The following is a 16,160-nucleotide window of genomic DNA, read 5'->3' as shown; positions in this document are numbered from 1 at the left end:
CCCCCCCCCCGCCCCCCGCCACCCCACGCCACTCGCCGCCACTCGCGCCACGCCACCCGCCGCAAAATCCTGTACATTGCGAGCCTTGTCCAGCCAGCTAGTCGGAACGATCGTCGTGGCCCTGTTTTCTTCCGCCCGCCCGCCCAGAACCATCCTCGTCGCCGCGCCGCGCCGTATCGGCGACGTGTTGCTGACGACGCCGCTCGTGCGTTCGCTGAAGGCGCGCTGGCCCGACGCGCAGATCGACATGCTGGTGTTTCGCGGCACCGAGGGCGTGCTCGAACACAACCCCGACGTGCGGCACGTGATCGTGGTCGCCCAGCGCGCGGGTTTCCGCGAACGGCTGCGTGACGCGCTGTCGATGTGGCGCCGCTACGATCTCGCGTGCGCGGCGCTGAGCTCCGACCGTCCGCGCTTCTATAGCTGGTTCGCCGGCCGCAAGCGCGTCGGCCTCGTCGATCCAAACCGCGTCACGTGGCTCACGCGGATGATGCTGAACGGGATCGCGATCAATCACCACGAGTCCGCGCATACGGTCGTCAGCACGCTCGCGCTCGCACCTGTGATCGGTATCGAGCCGGTCTCCGAAGTCGTCGCGCCGGGCATCGGCGACGATCCCGCGCGGCGCGCGCGCTTCGACGCGTGGCTCGCGGAGTCGCCGGCGATTCGCGCCGGCAAGCCGCTCGTCGTACTGCATCCGTACCCGATGTTCCGCTACAAGCAATGGCGCCTCGAAGGCTGGGTCGAGATGATCGAATGGCTGCGCGCGCAGGGGTTCGCGATCGCGCTGTCGGGCGGCCCGGCCGATCGCGAGCGCGAGTATGCGGAGCAGGTCGCGGCCGAGGCGGGCGGCGACGTGCTGAACCTGGTCGGCCGTCTGACGTTCGGCGAAAGCGCGGAACTGGTGCGGCGCGCGCGGCTGTTCATCGGGCCAGATACGGGCGCGACGCACGTCGCGGCCGCGACGGGCACCGACACGATCGCGCTGTTCGGCCCGTCCGACCCGGTGCGCTGGGGGCCGTGGCCGCAACACTGGCCGCCGACCGAGAACCCGTGGGCGCTGCGCGGCTCCGCGCGGCACGGCAACGTGTGGCTGCTGCAGGGTGAGGGCGACTGCGTGCCGTGCCGGCACGAGGGCTGCGAGCGCCATGTGGACAGCCGTAGCGACTGCCTCGTCAATCTCGGCACGCAGCGCGTGAAGGCGGCGGCGGCCGAGATGCTCGGGCTCAATCCGCCCGGTGCCGTCGACGCGGTTATCGACACGTCGCGGCTGCATCGCGCACGCTCGGACTGACGCACGAAAACCGGGCCTTTGCCGATCTGAACAGCGGGGAGTGGCGACGCGACGCGTCGAAGGCGCGTGTGCGCCGTTGAGCCGACCCGGCGACAGGCGGCCGCGGCGTACCGCGCACCGCCCGCCGGCCCGGCGGGTGTTTCGGGTGTTCCCGGTGTGTTCCCGGTGTGTTCCGTTACGCGCTGCGCCGGATCGCCGACGTCTCGCGCGGCAGCGCTTCGCCGCGCGTGCCGCAGCCGAGCAGGATGCCGGCGAGCAGCACGATCAGATGCCCTTCGGCGAAGTCGAGCAGCAGCGAATTCGCGAGGCTGCCGATCGCGAAGATCGCGAGCCACCCGAGCAGCAATTGCTGCGAACGCGGATCGAGCGCGCGGCTGCCGCGCGCGATCTGCACGATCAGGTTCAGGAACAGCAGGACGCCGACCGTGCCGAGCTGCACGGCCATCAGCAGGTATTCGTTATGCGGATTCGACGTGAGCTGGCCTTCCGCGGCCGTCTTGCCGGCCGTGAGCTTCTCGAACTCGGATTCGAGACCGCCGGCGCCATAGCCGATCACCGGGCGCTGGCGATACAGCTCGAGCCCCTTCTTGTACCACTCCAGACGCAGACCGGTCGACGTGACCGCATCGCTCTGCCGGTACTGCTGCACTTCCGACACGACCTTCACGAGCCGGCCGTTGTGCACGGTGCACGCGGCAGCGACGAGCGCGACGCCGGCCAGGACCAGCGCCCCGGCGGCGAGCCCCGCGCGCAGCGCCGACTGACGGCGCAGCAGCAGCACGAAGCGCACCGCGACGACGAGAATCAGCAGCAGCGCGATGACCTGCCCGGTTCGTCCCTGCAGCATCACGAACACGTTGAGCAGCGCCCATGCGGCGACGCCGGCATACGCGGCGCGCGATAGCGCGGTGCGGGCCGACAGCGCGAGGTCGGCCGCCTGGTAGAACAGCAGCGCGCCGAACATGCCGGCCGCGATGTGGTTCTTGAATACCCACGCGCGCGACAGCGGCAGCTCGCTCGAATGGGCCGGCCCGATCGCGGTCAGTCCGAGATAGTTGGTCGTCGACAGCAGCAGGATCACGCACAGCGTGCCGAACCACGCGCGCCGCACGATCGGCGCCCAGTTCGAGTGGCGGAACGCGAGCGCGGCAAACGGCAGCAGCAGCAGCTTGTCGTACTTGGCGACCCAGTTCCACGCCTTCGGATGCGGCGCGACCGTATAGGCGACGCTCGCGGTCAGCGCCGCGAAGATCAGCAGCGCGGCCAGCGACGCCGGTTCGGTGACGAACGTGCGCAGGTCGCGCCAGAATTCGGGGGAGATGACGAGCGCGGCCGCGAACAGCCCGCAGAACACGTTGGTCAGCGCGGTCGAGACGGGCACCATGCAGAGCGCGATGACGGCGAAGGCGCGGGCGGCGGTCAGGCGCCGCGTGGCGGGAGCGGAAAACGAAAGCATCGGAACCTGTCGAATGGACGAATGCGGCATGCGGGCACCGTGCTGCGCGCCGCGCGCCCCGCGGCGGCAATGCCCGGGACGAAGCGCGCAGTATACGCGAAGCCGTGCGCGTTTCTGTGTCGTTTCCGGGGTGCGATCAGCTGAACGCGCGCTTGATCCGCGAGCGCAGCAGCGCGCGCTTGAGGCGGCCTTCGACGGCCGGCGTGTCGAGCGCGATACGGGAGCCGGCCGGCTCGCCGCGATGCAGGTAGTAGCGGTCGAACGTGGCCTGCGTCATGCCCCATTTGTTGAGGAACTGGCGGCGGCCGTCGTTCTTGACGATCTTGCCGGTGCTCTTCTGCTGGAAGTGATAGACGAGGCTGTCGCCGACGCCGACGAAGATCCGGCAGCCGGCGTCCCAGAATTTCATCGAGAAGTCGTTGTCGCTGCTCATCCCCGGCGACAGCTCGCTGCTGTAGCCGCCGATGCGGTTCCACCAATCGCGGTGCACGAGCGTGGGCGGCCAGGTCGAGCCGAGCCAGTCCGCGCGCACGAGCTTCGGCGTGGCCGCGACGAGGCCGGCCGCGTCGAACTGCTCGGCGTCGCGGCCGAAATTGCTGACGACGACGCACGGGTTGCGCGTGTCGACCGGCTCGACCATCGTGCCGGACAGCATGAACAGGTCGGTCGGCATCTGCTCGATGCGCCGCACCAGTGCCGCGTCCCAGCCGGGGCAGCAGTACATGTCGTCGTTCATGTAGACGACGTAGTCGCGCGTCGCGCGCGCGGCGGCCAGGTTCACCGCGTGGCAGATGCCGATGTTGGCCGGCGACGCGGTGTGCTCGATGCCTTCGTTGCGCACCCAGTCGAGCGTGCCGTCCGAGCCGTCGTTCACGTGCACGATGATCTGGTGCTCGTACACGGAATGCTGGCGCAGGCTGGCGACGACGAGCTTGAGGTACGGCAGGTTGTTCCAGGTCGGGATGATGATGGAGAACATGGCGGTCGGATTCGGTGGTCGTCGTGTCGGCGGCGCGTGGCGCGGCGCCGTGGGCGGGCACGCATGGCGCGCGGGCAGCCCGGCATTGTAACGCCGGGCCGGCCGCATGCCGGCGGCGTCGAGGTGCGGGGAGGGCGGTGCGCGTTCAGCGGGCTGGTTCGTGGCCGAGCTTCAGGAACCGGTAGTAGACGGTTTCCGCGTTGAACACCGCGATCATGAAGCCCGCGCGGCCGTCGAGAAAGCCGCGCCGCAGCACATAGGTGCGCACGAACGCCCACGCGCCGCGCGCGAGCGCCTTGCCGAAGCCGCCGCGCTGGCCGGCCGCGCGGCGCTGGCGCGCGCCGGCCGTCGAATACGCGTCGAGCTTGCGCACGACGGTTTCGAAATCCTCGTACGAGTAATGCATCAGCTTGCCCGTCAGCCGCTGCGCGGGCGTGTCGAACACGAGCCGTTCGTGCACCAGGTCGTCGGAAAAGCGCGCGGTGCCGCGGCGAAAGAGGCGCGGCACCCAGTCCGGATACCAGCCGCTGTGGCGGATCCACTGGCCGCAGAAGCTCGACAGCCGGTCGAGTGCGTAGACCTGCGCGGCCGGCGCGCGGATCGCGGCGCGAATCGACTGCGCGAGCTCCGGGCTCACGACCTCGTCGGTATCGAGCGACAGGATCCAGTCGGTGTCGAGCGCGTCGAGCGCACGGTTCTTCTGCGGGCCGAAGCCCGGCCAGTCGCGCTCGACGATCACGCGGGCGCCGTGCGCACGGGCGATCGCGACGGTATCGTCGGTGCTGCCGCCGTCGATCACGACGACGTCGTCGGCGAAGGTCAGCGCGTCGAGACACTGCGCGAGCCGCGCGGCCGCGTTGAGGGCGATGAGGGCGACGCCGAGGGTGGGTTCTGCCATGAAATCGTTGAAAAGGCCGAGAAAACGGTGAGCGGCAGTATACCCGCGCGCCGGCGGGCGGCCGCTTCGGCGATGGCCGTGCCCGCGGAGGCGGTCCAGCTATAATGTTGGGCCTTTTTCGGCACCCGCCGGACGGGGGCGAATCCCGGGCAGCCATGCCCCGGGCGCCGCGTCGCGGCTCAAGAAGGATTGCCTTGGAAACCCAGAACACTCTTCGCAAACCGATGGACGGCACCGGCACGTCGCCCGTCACGGTCCTCAAGCGCCTGTGGCCGTACATCCGGCCGCTCATCGGCATCGTGGTGCTCGCCGTGATGACGATGGGCGTCGTCGCGGCCACGGAAGCCGGGATCCCGGCGCTGCTCAAGCCGCTGCTCGACCACGGCTTCGGCTCGCACGGCAGCGACCGCGCGAAATGGTTCGTGCCGATCGCGGTGATCGGCCTCGCGCTCGTGCGCGGCGTATCGCAGTACGCGTCCAACTACCTGCTCAATTACGTGTCGAACCGCATCCTGCTGCAGCTGCGGCTCGAGATGTTCCAGCGGATGATCCACACCGGCGCGTCGTTCTTCCAGCGCGAGACCGCGAGCACCGTGATCAACGCGATCGTGTTCGAAGTCAACCAGATCCTGTCGGTGCTGACCGGCGTGATGGTCACGCTCGTGCGCGACTCGCTGACGGTGATCTTCCTGCTCGGCTACCTGTTCTACCTGAACTGGCGGCTCACGCTGATCGTCGCGGTGATCCTGCCGGGCATCGGCTGGCTCGTCAGCAAGATCAATCGCCGCCTGCGCCGCCTGAACCGCGAGCACCAGACGCTGACCAACGAGCTGTCGTACATCGTCGAGGAGACGGTCGGCGGCTACAAGGTCGTCAAGGTCCACAACGGCGAAGCGTACGAGACGGACCGCTTCACGACGATGAGCAAGCGCCTGCGCGGCTACGCGATGCGCATGACGATCTCGGGCGGCCTCGCGCAGCCGCTGACGCAGTTCCTCGCGTCGATCGCGCTCGCGGTCGTGATCACGATCGCGGTCGTGCAGTCGACCAACGACCAGACGACGGTCGGCGGCTTCGTCGCGTTCGTCACGTCGATGCTGCTGGTGATTTCGCCGCTCAAGCACCTGATCGACGTCAACCAGCCGCTGCAGCGCGGGATGACGGCCGCCGAGCTGATCTTCGGGCTGATCGACGAGCCGGCCGAGCCGCAGGGCGGCGGCCGTGCGCTGGCGAACGCGCGCGGCGAGATTGAATTCCGCGACGTGTCGTTCGACTACGGCGCGTCCGAGCGGCCGACGCTCGACCGCATTTCGTTCAAGGTCGCGCCGGGCGAGATGATCGCGCTCGCGGGGCCGTCGGGCAGCGGCAAGACGACGCTCGTGAACCTGCTGCCGCGCTTCTTCGACCCGACGGGCGGCGCGATCCTGGTCGACGGCGTGTCGGTGGCCGACTACGACCTCCACGCGCTGCGCGGCCAGATGGCGATGGTCAGCCAGGACGTCGTGCTGTTCAACGACACGATCGCCGCGAACGTCGCGTATGGCCAGACGCCCGACCGTGCCCGCGTGCAGGCGGCGCTCGAGGCCGCGAACCTCGCCGACGCGGTTGCCGCGATGCCCGACGGGCTCGACACCCTGGTCGGCGGCAACGGGATGCGTCTGTCGGGCGGCCAGCGGCAGCGGCTCGCGATCGCGCGGGCGATCTACAAGGACGCGCCGATCCTGATCCTCGACGAGGCGACCTCCGCGCTCGATTCCGAATCCGAACGGCACGTGCAGGCCGCGCTCGAGCGGCTGATGGAAGGGCGCACGACGCTCGTGATCGCGCACCGGCTGTCGACGATCGAGCGTGCGGACCGCATCCTCGTGCTCGAGGCCGGCAAGATCGTCGAATCGGGCAGCCACGACGAACTGCTGCGCCACGGCGGGCTGTACGCGCACCTCCACCGGATCCAGTACCAGCAGCAGGCGGCGTGACGTCGCGTGATGCGCGTGTGCTGGTCTCGGGCCCGTAACCGGTCCGTAGCCGGTCCGTAACGTTCCCCCGCTCATCGTTTCATCCGGCTGCCGGGCATGAGCCCGGCAGTCGCGTCACTCGTTCCTGGCCTGGTCCGCCGCTCGGCGAAACCAGTGTCGCTCGATCCGCGACATCGCCCAGCACACGCTCAGCGCGCATACGGTGCCGAGCGCCACTTCCCCGAGCCGCATCAGCGGAATGTCCCATAGCGGGCCGTTGCCCGGAAACAGCAGCACGATCGTCGCGGTCACGCCGCCCAGGCGTGCCGCGCTGCCGACATTCAGGCACCAGCACGCGACGATCGTGACCGCGACCGCGATCGCATAGGCGACGAGGCGGTCGCCGCCGAGCGCCGCCCCCGCGAAGCCGAGCAGCCCGCCGATCATCGCGCCGATGAACTGGTCGCGCGACAGCGACATCGTGTCCGAGTAGTTGTGCTGCGTGACGGCGATCGCGGTGATCGCCGCCCACACCGCTTGCTCGGTGTGCAGCGCGCGACCGATCGCGTACGCGAGGCACGCGCCGCAGACGGCCTGCAGCGCCATCAGCGCGCCTTGCGTGAGCCGTTCGCCGAAGGTCAGCCCCTTGAACAGGTCGAAGATCGACTGCTGGATCTGCTGGCGGGCTTCGTTGAGTGTCCTGATCGTATCCATCGTGTCGGGCCGGGAAGCAGCTGCGGGCGAGCGCGTCAGTGCGCGTGCTTGGACGACGCGGCAGCCGGCTCGTCCGCGGTCGCATCGCCGTTTTCGACGCGCGTTTCGGGCATCGCGAGCCAGACCAGCAGCACCGCGAGCGCGCCCGCGCCGGCAAGCCCGAAGAAGCTGATCGCGTTGCCGAAGTGATCGGCGACGTAGCCGGCCACGGCCGTGCTGAGCGTCGCGCCGATCCCGGCCGACAGACCGAACAGCCCGATGCACAGGTTGTAGCGGCCCTTGCCGGCCGCGACGTCGGCCGCGATCAGCGGCAGCATCACGCCGAACACCGCCGCGCTGATGCCGTCGAGCATCTGCACCGGCACGAGCAGGTACGGGCTGCTCACGCCGGCGAACAGCAGCGCGCGCACCGGCAGCGCGGAGAAGCCGAGCAGCAGGATCGGGCGGCGCCCCCAGCGTTGCGCGGAGCGGCCGACCCACGGCGACAGCATCGCGACGATCGCCTGCGGCACGATGATGCACGCGGCGATCACGAGCTGCACGTTCTCGCCCATCCCGGCCGTCACTTCGCCGGCTGCCAGGTTGAGCATCGCCGCGTTCGACAGGTGGAACAGCACGACACAGGCCGCGAAGGTCAGCATCCGGCGATCGCGCAGCAGCTCGAGCAGCGTCTCGCGTTCCTCGCCTTCGTCTTGATGGTCGCGATCGTCGGGCTTCGACGACTGCGGGATCACTTCGTGCGTCGGCTGGATCATCGCGAGCGCGAACAGCGCGGGCAATGCCAGCACGGCAGTCAGCCAGAACACCGCGCGCGCGGAGAAATACTCGCCGGTGAGCCCCATCAGGCCCGCCGCGACCGCGCTGCCGATCGACGCCCAGCGCGCGTTGCGGCCGAGCCGGTCGCCAAGGTCGGCGCGGCCGACCAGCGAGAACGAGATCGCGGCCATGGCCGGCACGAGCATGCAGCTCGCGAAGCCGTGGAACACTTCGGCCGCGATCACCGGCACGATCGTCGGGCTCGACGCGAGCAGCACCGCGGACAGGATGATCGCCGCGATCGCCCATGCGGCCGCGCCTTTCTTGTTCTTCAGCGCGTCGACGGCCGCGCCGCCCGGCACCTGGCTGACCATCGCGCTGATCGTGCCGATCGACAGCGCCATGCCGATCTCGCCCTGCGTCCACTTGTGCGACGCAAGGTAGGACGCGATGAACGGACCGAACCCGGTTTGAACGTTTGCAACGAAGAAGTTGAGCCAGTCGAGGGCCCGCAGACTGCGCACGCTGACGGAATGCTTGATCGTCATCGGGTAGCACTCGCAGACGAAGCCGGCGCGGCGGCGGCAGGCAGCGGCGGGGAAACCACGACGATCGGCTTGTCGGCCGCATAGGGCGGCGACGCCTTGATCTGCGCATCGTTCAGGTCGAGCTGCGGGTGCAGCGCCTTGTCGCGCGTGACGAAGCGCAGCGCGCCCCAGCTCGCGGCGATCGAACGGCGGTCGGTATTGACGAGGCCGCCGAGGTCGAGCACGACAGCCTGCGGCTGCGCGCCGCGGTCGATCAGCACGTCGACGACGCGGCCGATCTTCGTGCCGTTCGGGCGCTCGACGTCGCTGTCGAGCATCGGCAGGCGCGTCGCGGGCGACGCCGCGGCCGAACCCGACAGCGGCACCGCCTTGGGCCGCGCGGCCGGCGGCAGGTCGCCCGACGGCACGTCGAGCACGATCGGCTCCTGTTTGCCGCCCGGCGTGAAGCGGAACACGTTCCACGGGAAGATGACCTTGCGGTCGCCGACGCCCATGAATCCCTGCAGGTTGACGATCATCTCGCGCGGCTTGCCGCCCGCGTCGACCACCATGTCGACCGCGCGGCCGATCACCTTGCCGTTGCGGCGCGCGACTTCGCTGTCGAGCAGCGCATGGATCTGGCTGCGCTCGATCGGGCGCGTCGCGACCAGCGGGGGCGGCGGCGGAGGCGGCGGGGTCGGCGATTCGGGGCGCTGCACGGGTTTCGGCCGCGCTACCTCGCGGTGCGGCTTTTTCGGCGCTTCCGGTTCCTCGGGCTGCACGAGCGGCGGCACGGGCGGCATCGTCAGCGGCTCACCGGCGGTTTCCCCGACGGGTTCGACGAGCGCCTCGCTGATCGGCGCGGGCGGGCTCTGCGTCGGCAGCAGCAGCCCGCAGCCGGACAGCAGCGCGGCGGCCGCGAGAATCACGAAGACCGTCGAGGACGGGAACGACATGCGGGATGCGGGAAACGGAAGTCCGCCGCTCATTGACACTCACTCCATGGGTCGGGGGCGGGCACGCGGGCTCGCGGCTGGCGATGGATGGCGGGTGCGGGCGGCGCACCACGCGAGGTGAGAGTTTAACGTGTCTTCCTTTCAGGACCGATTTCTGCGGAGGATTGGGCGCGAGACGGCGGGACAAGGGTACGAAAGGGGACGGAAAAGGGCGGCAAAGGACAGGAAAGGGACGGGATCGATCGCCGGAGGGCGGGGCGGTGTCCGGTGCCGCAACGCACACGGCGCCCGACCGTCGATGACGGTGCGGGCGCCGCCCAGACTGCCGGCGTGACGTTACTTGACCAGCGCGCCGAGCGTCGTCGTCACCGGCGCGAGCAGGCTGCCGCCCGTCTTCGACAGCGCGCCGGTGCCGGTGCCGCCCGTCAGGCCACCGACCGGCGAGCTGCCGGCCGCGGCCGTCACGCTGCCGACCGCCGACGTGAGCGCGCCTGCCGGATTGCTGCCGCCGGTCACGCTGCCGAGTGCGCCGGTCGACAGCAGCCCCGTCACCGGCGCGAGCGGATTGGTCGCGGCCGCGCCGCCGCCGAACAGCGCGGTGCCCGCGGTGGCGACCGTATTGCCGGTCGCGGTCACGACGTTGCCGACGCCGGTCGTCACCGGATTGTTGCCGGTCTTCGCGAGCGTCGTGCCGGCGCTCGCGACGCCGTTGCCGACGGTCGTCACGAGGTTGGTCAGCGGTGCACCGAGCGGCGTGCTCGCCGCGGCCGTCTGCGTGAGCGAACCGACCGTCGTCGTGATCGGCGTGATCGCCGAGCTGACCGTGCCCGTCACTTGCGCGACCGGACCGCTCGACAGCTGCGTGCCGAGCGTCGCGCCGCTGCCGGCAATGGTGTTGCCGAGCGTCGTCACCGCACCGCCGACGGGCGACGTGACGGGCGCGAGCGGCGCCAGCGCCGAACCGCTGGCGCCGAGGCTCGACACGACACCGCCTGTGGCGGCGACAGCCTGCCCGAGATTCGTGACCACGCCCCCCGTGCTCGCGACCGTCGTGCCGACCGGATTCGACGACGCGCCGAGCTGGCCGAGACCCGAGCCGAGGCCGGTGCCGAGTGTCGTGACCGCCGCGCCGACGTCCTGCACGACCGTGCCGAGTCCCTGCGTCGTCGCTGGATTCGTGCCTGGCAGCGTTTGCGCCGCGATCGTCGTGCCGACGCCCGATACGGCGCCGCCGGCGGCGGTCACGATGTTGCTCGACGCCGCGGTCGTCTGTCCGACGCCGTTGGTCGACGTGCCGCTCGTGCCGCTGCCGGTGCCGCCGGTCGATGCCGTGGTGTCGCCGGACCCCGATCCGGAGCCGCCGGTGCCCTGGCTCAGCGAGCCGGAGCCGCCGCACGCGGACAGCGACATCAGCGCCGCGGCGCCGGCCGCGATCATGATCATTCGGAGTCCTGCTTGATGCGTGTTGGTCGTGTTCATGTCGTCCTCGTCTCGATTATGGAAATGGATCAGGCGGCCTTCGCGTGCGCCGGTCGGGCGTCGTGGCGAAAGTGAAGCGGCGGGCGCATCGTTGTTGTCCCCCTGATTGACCTGTCGCCGTGTCGCTTGTTTGCCTGAGTCGGAATCCGGAGCGCTTGCAGGACGCATTTGCATTCTTTCGTCTTGCTTGCCGATCGTGCCGGGAATCACCGGATTCGTGCGATCAGAGTAGGTCCGCCGACGCGAGACGTCTTTTAATGATCGTTAAATTGAAGTAAGCGTCCGATTCACTACCGGAGTCGGGGTAATCACGGTCGACGCGACGTAAATCGTGTGATGGGGGAGCTGAGCGAGAGAGGGGAAGGGACGTGCGGGAGGGGAGATGCGGAGGCAGGGAGGTGGCGCCCGCCGCGCCCGCCGATCCCGGCAGGCAGCGCGCGGGCGCCGCGCGACTCGCGAAGCGGTCGGAGCGTCAGGCTTCCGGATACCACGCGTCGCTGAATTCGCTGACCTGGACGTCCGTCAGCTCCGGACGTGCGGCGAGCCACGCGCGCACGTTCTCGCGGTCGGCGTCGGTCGTCGTGCCGCGCGGCGCGCCGGAGATCAGGTAGGCGCCGATCCCTTCGTCGGCGGATGCGACGGTCAGCAGGCCGTTCGCTTCGACGAAATCGATGAACGAATCGATCAGCTGGCCGCGCTCGAGATCGGACAGCTCGTTGCGGTATTGCGCGGTCGCGTTGAACGCGAGTTCCGTGAACTCGGCGATGTGGAGTTTCTTGCGCTGGCGGCGGTTGTGGCGTTTGCTCATGGTGTGTGACGAGTAATGACGGGTGGGAAAGGATAGCGCGGCGGCTGGTGCGGGCTCGATGTCGGCGTGCCGCGCAACCGGGGCACGCAGCGAAAGAGTCGAACGTTGCGCCGTCGCGATATCGGTTGTCGCGCGGTTGACCATGAAACCTGAGTCAAACGATCGATCGGCCGGGCTTTCGCGGTGTGCGTGGCCCGGCGGCTGATTGCACGCATGCCCGAATGATACAGGGATGGCGAGCCGCTTCGGCTTTGCCGAACGAATCCGCGAAATGCAAAAAGCCCGCTTGCTTGTGGCAGAGCGGGCTTCGGTGTTTGGTTGCGGGGATAGGATTTGAACCTATGACCTTCGGGTTATGAGCCCGACGAGCTGCCAGACTGCTCCACCCCGCGGCGCGAATTATAGTGTGGACTGCTGCGGTGCGTCAAACGATGAATGGCGCGCGCAACGAATATTTTTCCCGGCGCCCGCGCGGCAAGGGTTTGCGGCGATCTCCCCATTCGGAGATCGGCACGCATTACCCTACATCAGCACGATGTCGTACTGCTCCTGGCTCAGGTTCGATTCGACCTGTAGCGACACCGGCTTGCCGATGAAGTCGATCAGCATCGCGAGGTGCTGCGATTCCTCGTCGAGGAACAGGTCGATCACCTGCTGCGCGGCGATCACGCGGAACTCGCGCGGGTTGAACTGGCGCGACTCGCGCAGGATCTCGCGCAGGATGTCGTAGCACACGGTGCGCGACGTCTTCACCTGGCCCTTGCCCTGGCAGGTCGGGCACGGCTCGCACAGCACGTGCGCGAGCGATTCGCGCGTGCGCTTGCGCGTCATCTCGACGAGCCCGAGCTGCGAGAAACCGTTGACTGTCACGCGCGTGCGGTCGCGCGACAGTGCCTTCTTCAACTCCGACAGCACCGCGTCGCGATGCTCGGCGTTCTCCATGTCGATGAAGTCGATGATGATGATGCCGCCGAGGTTGCGCAGCCGCAGCTGCCGCGCGATCGTGTGCGCGGCCTCGAGGTTGGTCTTGAAGATCGTGTCGTCGAAGTTGCGCGCGCCGACGTAGCCGCCGGTGTTCACGTCGATCGTCGTCATCGCCTCGGTCTGGTCGATCATCAGGTAGCCGCCCGACTTCAGGTCGACGCGCCGCGACAGCGCGCGCTGGATCTCCGTTTCGATGTTGTACAGGTCGAACAGCGGCCGCTCGCCGGTGTAGTGGTGCAGCTTCGGGCTCACCGCCGGCGTGAACTCGCCCGCGAATTCCGAAAGGCGCTGGTACGTCTCGCGCGAGTCGACCTGGATGCGCGTCGTGTCGTCGTTCGCGAAATCGCGCAGCACGCGCTGCGCGAGGTCGAGATCCTGATACAGCAGGCTCGTCGCCGGCAGCCGCTGCGCTTGCGCGACGATCGTCGCCCACGTCTTGCGCAGGTAGGTGACGTCGCCGGCCAGTTCCTCCGAGGTGGCATCCTCGGCGATGGTGCGCACGATGTAGCCGCCTTTCTCGTCCGGCGGGATCACGGCGGTCAGCCGCGCGCGCACGGCCTCGCGCTCGGCCTCGCTCTCGATCTTCTGCGAGATGCCGATGTGCGGCTCCTGCGGCAGGTAGACGAGCGTGCGGCCCGCGATGCTGACCTGCGTCGACAGTCGCGCGCCTTTCGTGCCGATCGGATCCTTGATCACCTGGACCATCAGCGTCTGGCCTTCGAACACGATCTTCTCGATCGGCTGGTGCGGTGTGCCCGACTGCGGCTCGCCCGCGAGGCGCGGATGCCAGATGTCGGCAACGTGCAGGAATGCCGCGCGCTCGAGCCCGATGTCGATGAACGCCGACTGCATGCCGGGCAGCACGCGCACGACCTTGCCGAGATAGATGTTGCCGACCCGCCCGCGCGACAGCGTGCGCTCGACGTGAAGCTCCTGCACCGCGCCTTGCTGGACGAGGGCGACGCGCGTTTCCTGCGGCGTGAGGTTGATCAGGATTTCTTCGTTCATGGTGCGATTCAGAAGGCGACGCGCGCGGTGCGCAGCAGCGCGGCAGTCTCAAAAAGGGGCAGACCCATGATACCCGAATGGGAACCGTCGATTCGCTCGATGAATTCGGCCGCGCGCCCCTGGATCGCGTACGCGCCGGCCTTGCCGAACGGTTCGCGGGTGTCGACGTAGCGCGCGAACGCGTCGCGCGGTGCGTTTGAAAAGCGTACCGACGAGCGCGACAGCGCGGGCGGCAGCAGTTCGCCGTCGGCGCCGATCACGGCGACGGCAGTCAGGACTTCGTGTTCGCGGCCCGCGAGGCGGGTCAGCATCGCGAGCGCATCGTCGGCATCGGCCGGCTTGCCGAGGATCGCGCCGTCGATCGTCACCGTGGTGTCCGCAACGAGCACCGGCGCGGCCGGCTTGCCGCTCGCGACGAGGCGTGCACGCGCGGCCTCGGCTTTCGCGACGGTCACACGCCGCACGTACGCATCGGCGGCTTCGCCGGGCAACTCGGCCTCGAGCGCCTCGGCGTCCTCGTCCGGGCGCGGCAGCAGCAATTCGAAGCGCACGCCGATCTGCTGCAGCAGCTCCTGGCGGCGCGGGCTTTGCGAAGCGAGATAAAGGATTGGGAAAAGGGCGGAGGGCGGGCTGGACGGCATGGGTGTCGTTATCTCGTTGAGCGCGCGCGGCGCGCGTCCCGAGGACGACACGTCATGCGCGATGATAGGGGTGATTCTGCGTGATGCTCCACGCGCGGTAAAGCTGTTCGGCAAGCAACACGCGCACCATCCCGTGCGGCAGCGTCATGCTCGAGATGCGCAGCAGCACGTCGGCGCGCGCCTTGAGGTCCGGATCGAGCCCGTCGGCGCCACCGATCACGAACGCGACGTCACGACCGTCCTGCTGCCAGCCGGGCAGTGCCTGCGCGAGCTGCATCGTGGTCCAGTCGCGGCCGCGCTCGTCGAGCGCGACGATGCGCGCGCCCTTCGGCAGCGCGGCCTCGATCTTCTGCCGCTCGGCCGCCATCACGCTTTCCGCGCTGCGGCCGCCCGAACGCAGTTCGGGCTTGATCTCGCGCAGCTCGATGCGCAGCTCGGGCGGCATCCGCTTCGTATATTCGTCGAAGCCGGACGCGATCCAGCCGGGCATCTTGTGGCCGACCGCGAGGATGAAAAGCTTCATCGGGACGACTCGCTCGCGACTCAGCGGCGGCGCGCTGCCGTCTTGCGCGCCGGACGTGCGGGCGCTTCGTCGTCGCCTTCATCCTCGTCTTCGCTGGCGGTCGCGAAGCCGTTCGGGCCCTTGCCGCCGCCGAGCTTCATCCGCACGGGCTTGTCGCCCCAGATTTCCTCGAGGTTGTAGTACTGGCGCAGCGCCGGTTGCAGGATGTGCACGACCGCGTCGCCGCAGTCGACCAGCACCCATTCGCCGGTGTCTTCGCCTTCGGAGCTGACGATGTCGCCGCCGGCTTCCTTGACCTTGTCGCGCACGCTCGACGCGAGCGCCTTGGTCTGGCGGTTCGACGTGCCCGACGCGACGATCACGCGGTCGAACAGTTCGGTCAGGTGGCTGGTGTTGAACACCTTGATGTCTTGCGCCTTGATGTCTTCGAGAGCGTCGACGATCACGCGCTGCAGTTTGCGAATATCCATGGAATCAGGAATGGTAGAGACGATGTTGAAGAATATAGGCCCAGACGGCGGCCGGCACATGCTCGGCCGACGCATCGGGCATTTGCGCATGACGCGCGATGCATTCGCGCAGGTGCGCACGGATGTCGGTTGCGGCGATATCGAACGCCAGCGTCGTGTCGATCAGCAGGTGACCGGCCGGCGTGGCTTTCAGCAGGTCGGCACTAGCCCGGCGCCGCGCGATCTCCTGCGCGACTTCCGGCGGCGCCGCGCCGAGGTCGAAGCCCGGGCGCGTCGACGCGCACACGTGCGCGTAGTCGAACAGCTTGCGCCAGTCGCGCCACGTATCGAGCCGCACCAGCTGGTCGGCGCCGATCAGCAGCGATAGCGACGCATCGGGGCCGATCCGCTCGCGCCAGCGCGCGAGCGTGTCGACCGTATAGGTCGGCCCGGTGTGCTCGATCTCGTCGGTCGCGACGGTGACCGTCACGCCGGGCAGCGACAGCGCACCGGCAGCGGCGCGCGTCATCGCGAGCCGATGCTCGGCGGCCGACACGTCGCGCTTCTGGTACGGCTGGCCGGCCGGCAGCAGCGCGAGCTCGGTCAGGCCGAGCACGTCGGCGAACCGGCGCGCGAGCGCGAGGTGGCCGTCGTGGATCGGGTCGAACGTGCCGCCCAGCAAGCCGATACGACGTGACAGCGGCTGCGGGGCGGGGCGGGCGGTGGTGTCCAG

The 16,160-nt window shown here is 69.0% G+C and carries 15 protein-coding genes and 1 tRNA gene; 2 read left to right on the top strand and 14 right to left on the bottom strand.

Annotation, left to right across the window (positions count from 1 at the left end; all coding sequences use genetic code 11):
- Positions 1-115: 115 nt before the first annotated feature.
- On the top strand, positions 116-1,294 hold the full coding sequence (locus tag C7H84_RS26660; RefSeq protein WP_121861579.1) for a glycosyltransferase family 9 protein: 1,179 nt from the start codon (positions 116-118) through the stop codon (positions 1,292-1,294).
- Between the two features lie 175 nt (positions 1,295-1,469).
- Here C7H84_RS26660 and C7H84_RS26655 read toward each other — a convergent pair whose 3' ends face one another.
- The 3 genes from C7H84_RS26655 to C7H84_RS26645 all read right to left on the bottom strand — a co-directional run bounded on the left by C7H84_RS26655 (position 1,470) and on the right by C7H84_RS26645 (position 4,627).
- Complete coding sequence (locus C7H84_RS26655; RefSeq protein ID WP_121861578.1) at positions 1,470-2,750, bottom strand: O-antigen ligase family protein; 1,281 nt, start codon at positions 2,748-2,750, stop codon at positions 1,470-1,472.
- A gap of 136 nt (positions 2,751-2,886) precedes the next feature.
- Positions 2,887-3,729, bottom strand: coding sequence for a glycosyltransferase (locus C7H84_RS26650; protein ID WP_121861577.1), 843 nt, complete (start codon positions 3,727-3,729; stop codon positions 2,887-2,889).
- A gap of 145 nt (positions 3,730-3,874) precedes the next feature.
- Positions 3,875-4,627 carry a glycosyltransferase family 2 protein gene (locus C7H84_RS26645; protein ID WP_121861576.1) on the bottom strand — a complete coding sequence of 251 codons (753 nt, stop codon included), beginning with the start codon at positions 4,625-4,627 and terminating at the stop codon, positions 3,875-3,877.
- A gap of 224 nt (positions 4,628-4,851) precedes the next feature.
- Between C7H84_RS26645 and msbA the strand changes: the two genes are divergently transcribed.
- Positions 4,852-6,603, top strand: coding sequence for a lipid A export permease/ATP-binding protein MsbA (msbA, locus tag C7H84_RS26640; protein ID WP_240462102.1), 1,752 nt, complete (start codon positions 4,852-4,854; stop codon positions 6,601-6,603).
- A 114-nt stretch (positions 6,604-6,717) separates the two neighbouring features.
- On the opposite strand, the gene C7H84_RS26635 is transcribed toward msbA, so the two are convergent.
- The 11 genes from C7H84_RS26635 to C7H84_RS26585 all read right to left on the bottom strand — a co-directional run bounded on the left by C7H84_RS26635 (position 6,718) and on the right by C7H84_RS26585 (position 16,160).
- Entirely contained in the window at positions 6,718-7,296 is a 579-nt protein-coding gene (locus tag C7H84_RS26635) for an FUSC family protein (RefSeq protein WP_121861574.1), read from the bottom strand.
- 35 nt (positions 7,297-7,331) lie between these two features.
- Positions 7,332-8,600 (bottom strand): MFS transporter, encoded by a 1,269-nt coding sequence (locus C7H84_RS26630; RefSeq protein ID WP_121861573.1) that lies wholly within the window; start codon positions 8,598-8,600, stop codon positions 7,332-7,334.
- Positions 8,597-9,568, bottom strand: coding sequence for a PRC-barrel domain-containing protein (locus tag C7H84_RS26625; protein WP_121861572.1), 972 nt, complete (start codon positions 9,566-9,568; stop codon positions 8,597-8,599). Before C7H84_RS26625 ends, C7H84_RS26630 begins: the two co-directional genes overlap by 4 nt.
- A gap of 303 nt (positions 9,569-9,871) precedes the next feature.
- The gene (locus C7H84_RS26620) at positions 9,872-11,014 is read right to left on the bottom strand and encodes a collagen-like triple helix repeat-containing protein (RefSeq protein WP_121861571.1); all 1,143 of its coding nucleotides are present in this window, start codon (positions 11,012-11,014) and stop codon (positions 9,872-9,874) included.
- 472 nt (positions 11,015-11,486) lie between these two features.
- Entirely contained in the window at positions 11,487-11,822 is a 336-nt protein-coding gene (locus C7H84_RS26615) for a 50S ribosome-binding protein YggL (RefSeq protein WP_121861570.1), read from the bottom strand.
- A 315-nt stretch (positions 11,823-12,137) separates the two neighbouring features.
- Positions 12,138-12,214: transfer RNA gene (locus C7H84_RS26610), tRNA-Met, on the bottom strand.
- A gap of 130 nt (positions 12,215-12,344) precedes the next feature.
- Positions 12,345-13,814 carry a ribonuclease G gene (rng, locus tag C7H84_RS26605; RefSeq protein WP_121861569.1) on the bottom strand — a complete coding sequence of 490 codons (1,470 nt, stop codon included), beginning with the start codon at positions 13,812-13,814 and terminating at the stop codon, positions 12,345-12,347.
- Positions 13,815-13,822: 8 nt separating this feature from the next.
- Positions 13,823-14,455 carry a Maf family protein gene (locus C7H84_RS26600; RefSeq protein ID WP_121861568.1) on the bottom strand — a complete coding sequence of 211 codons (633 nt, stop codon included), beginning with the start codon at positions 14,453-14,455 and terminating at the stop codon, positions 13,823-13,825.
- Between the two features lie 52 nt (positions 14,456-14,507).
- On the bottom strand, positions 14,508-14,978 hold the full coding sequence (gene rlmH / locus C7H84_RS26595; protein WP_034208007.1) for a 23S rRNA (pseudouridine(1915)-N(3))-methyltransferase RlmH: 471 nt from the start codon (positions 14,976-14,978) through the stop codon (positions 14,508-14,510).
- Positions 14,979-14,998: 20 nt separating this feature from the next.
- On the bottom strand, positions 14,999-15,448 hold the full coding sequence (gene rsfS / locus C7H84_RS26590; protein ID WP_121861567.1) for a ribosome silencing factor: 450 nt from the start codon (positions 15,446-15,448) through the stop codon (positions 14,999-15,001).
- 4 nt (positions 15,449-15,452) lie between these two features.
- Positions 15,453-16,160, bottom strand: a complete 708-nt coding sequence (locus tag C7H84_RS26585; RefSeq protein WP_205611462.1) for a nicotinate-nucleotide adenylyltransferase — start codon at positions 16,158-16,160, stop codon at positions 15,453-15,455.

The sequence above is a fragment of the Burkholderia sp. Nafp2/4-1b genome (assembly GCF_003635165.1).
Taxonomy (GTDB): domain Bacteria; phylum Pseudomonadota; class Gammaproteobacteria; order Burkholderiales; family Burkholderiaceae; genus Burkholderia.
The sequence above is the reverse complement of the archived record's forward strand: the minus strand, read 5'-3'. Positions and strand labels throughout refer to the sequence as shown.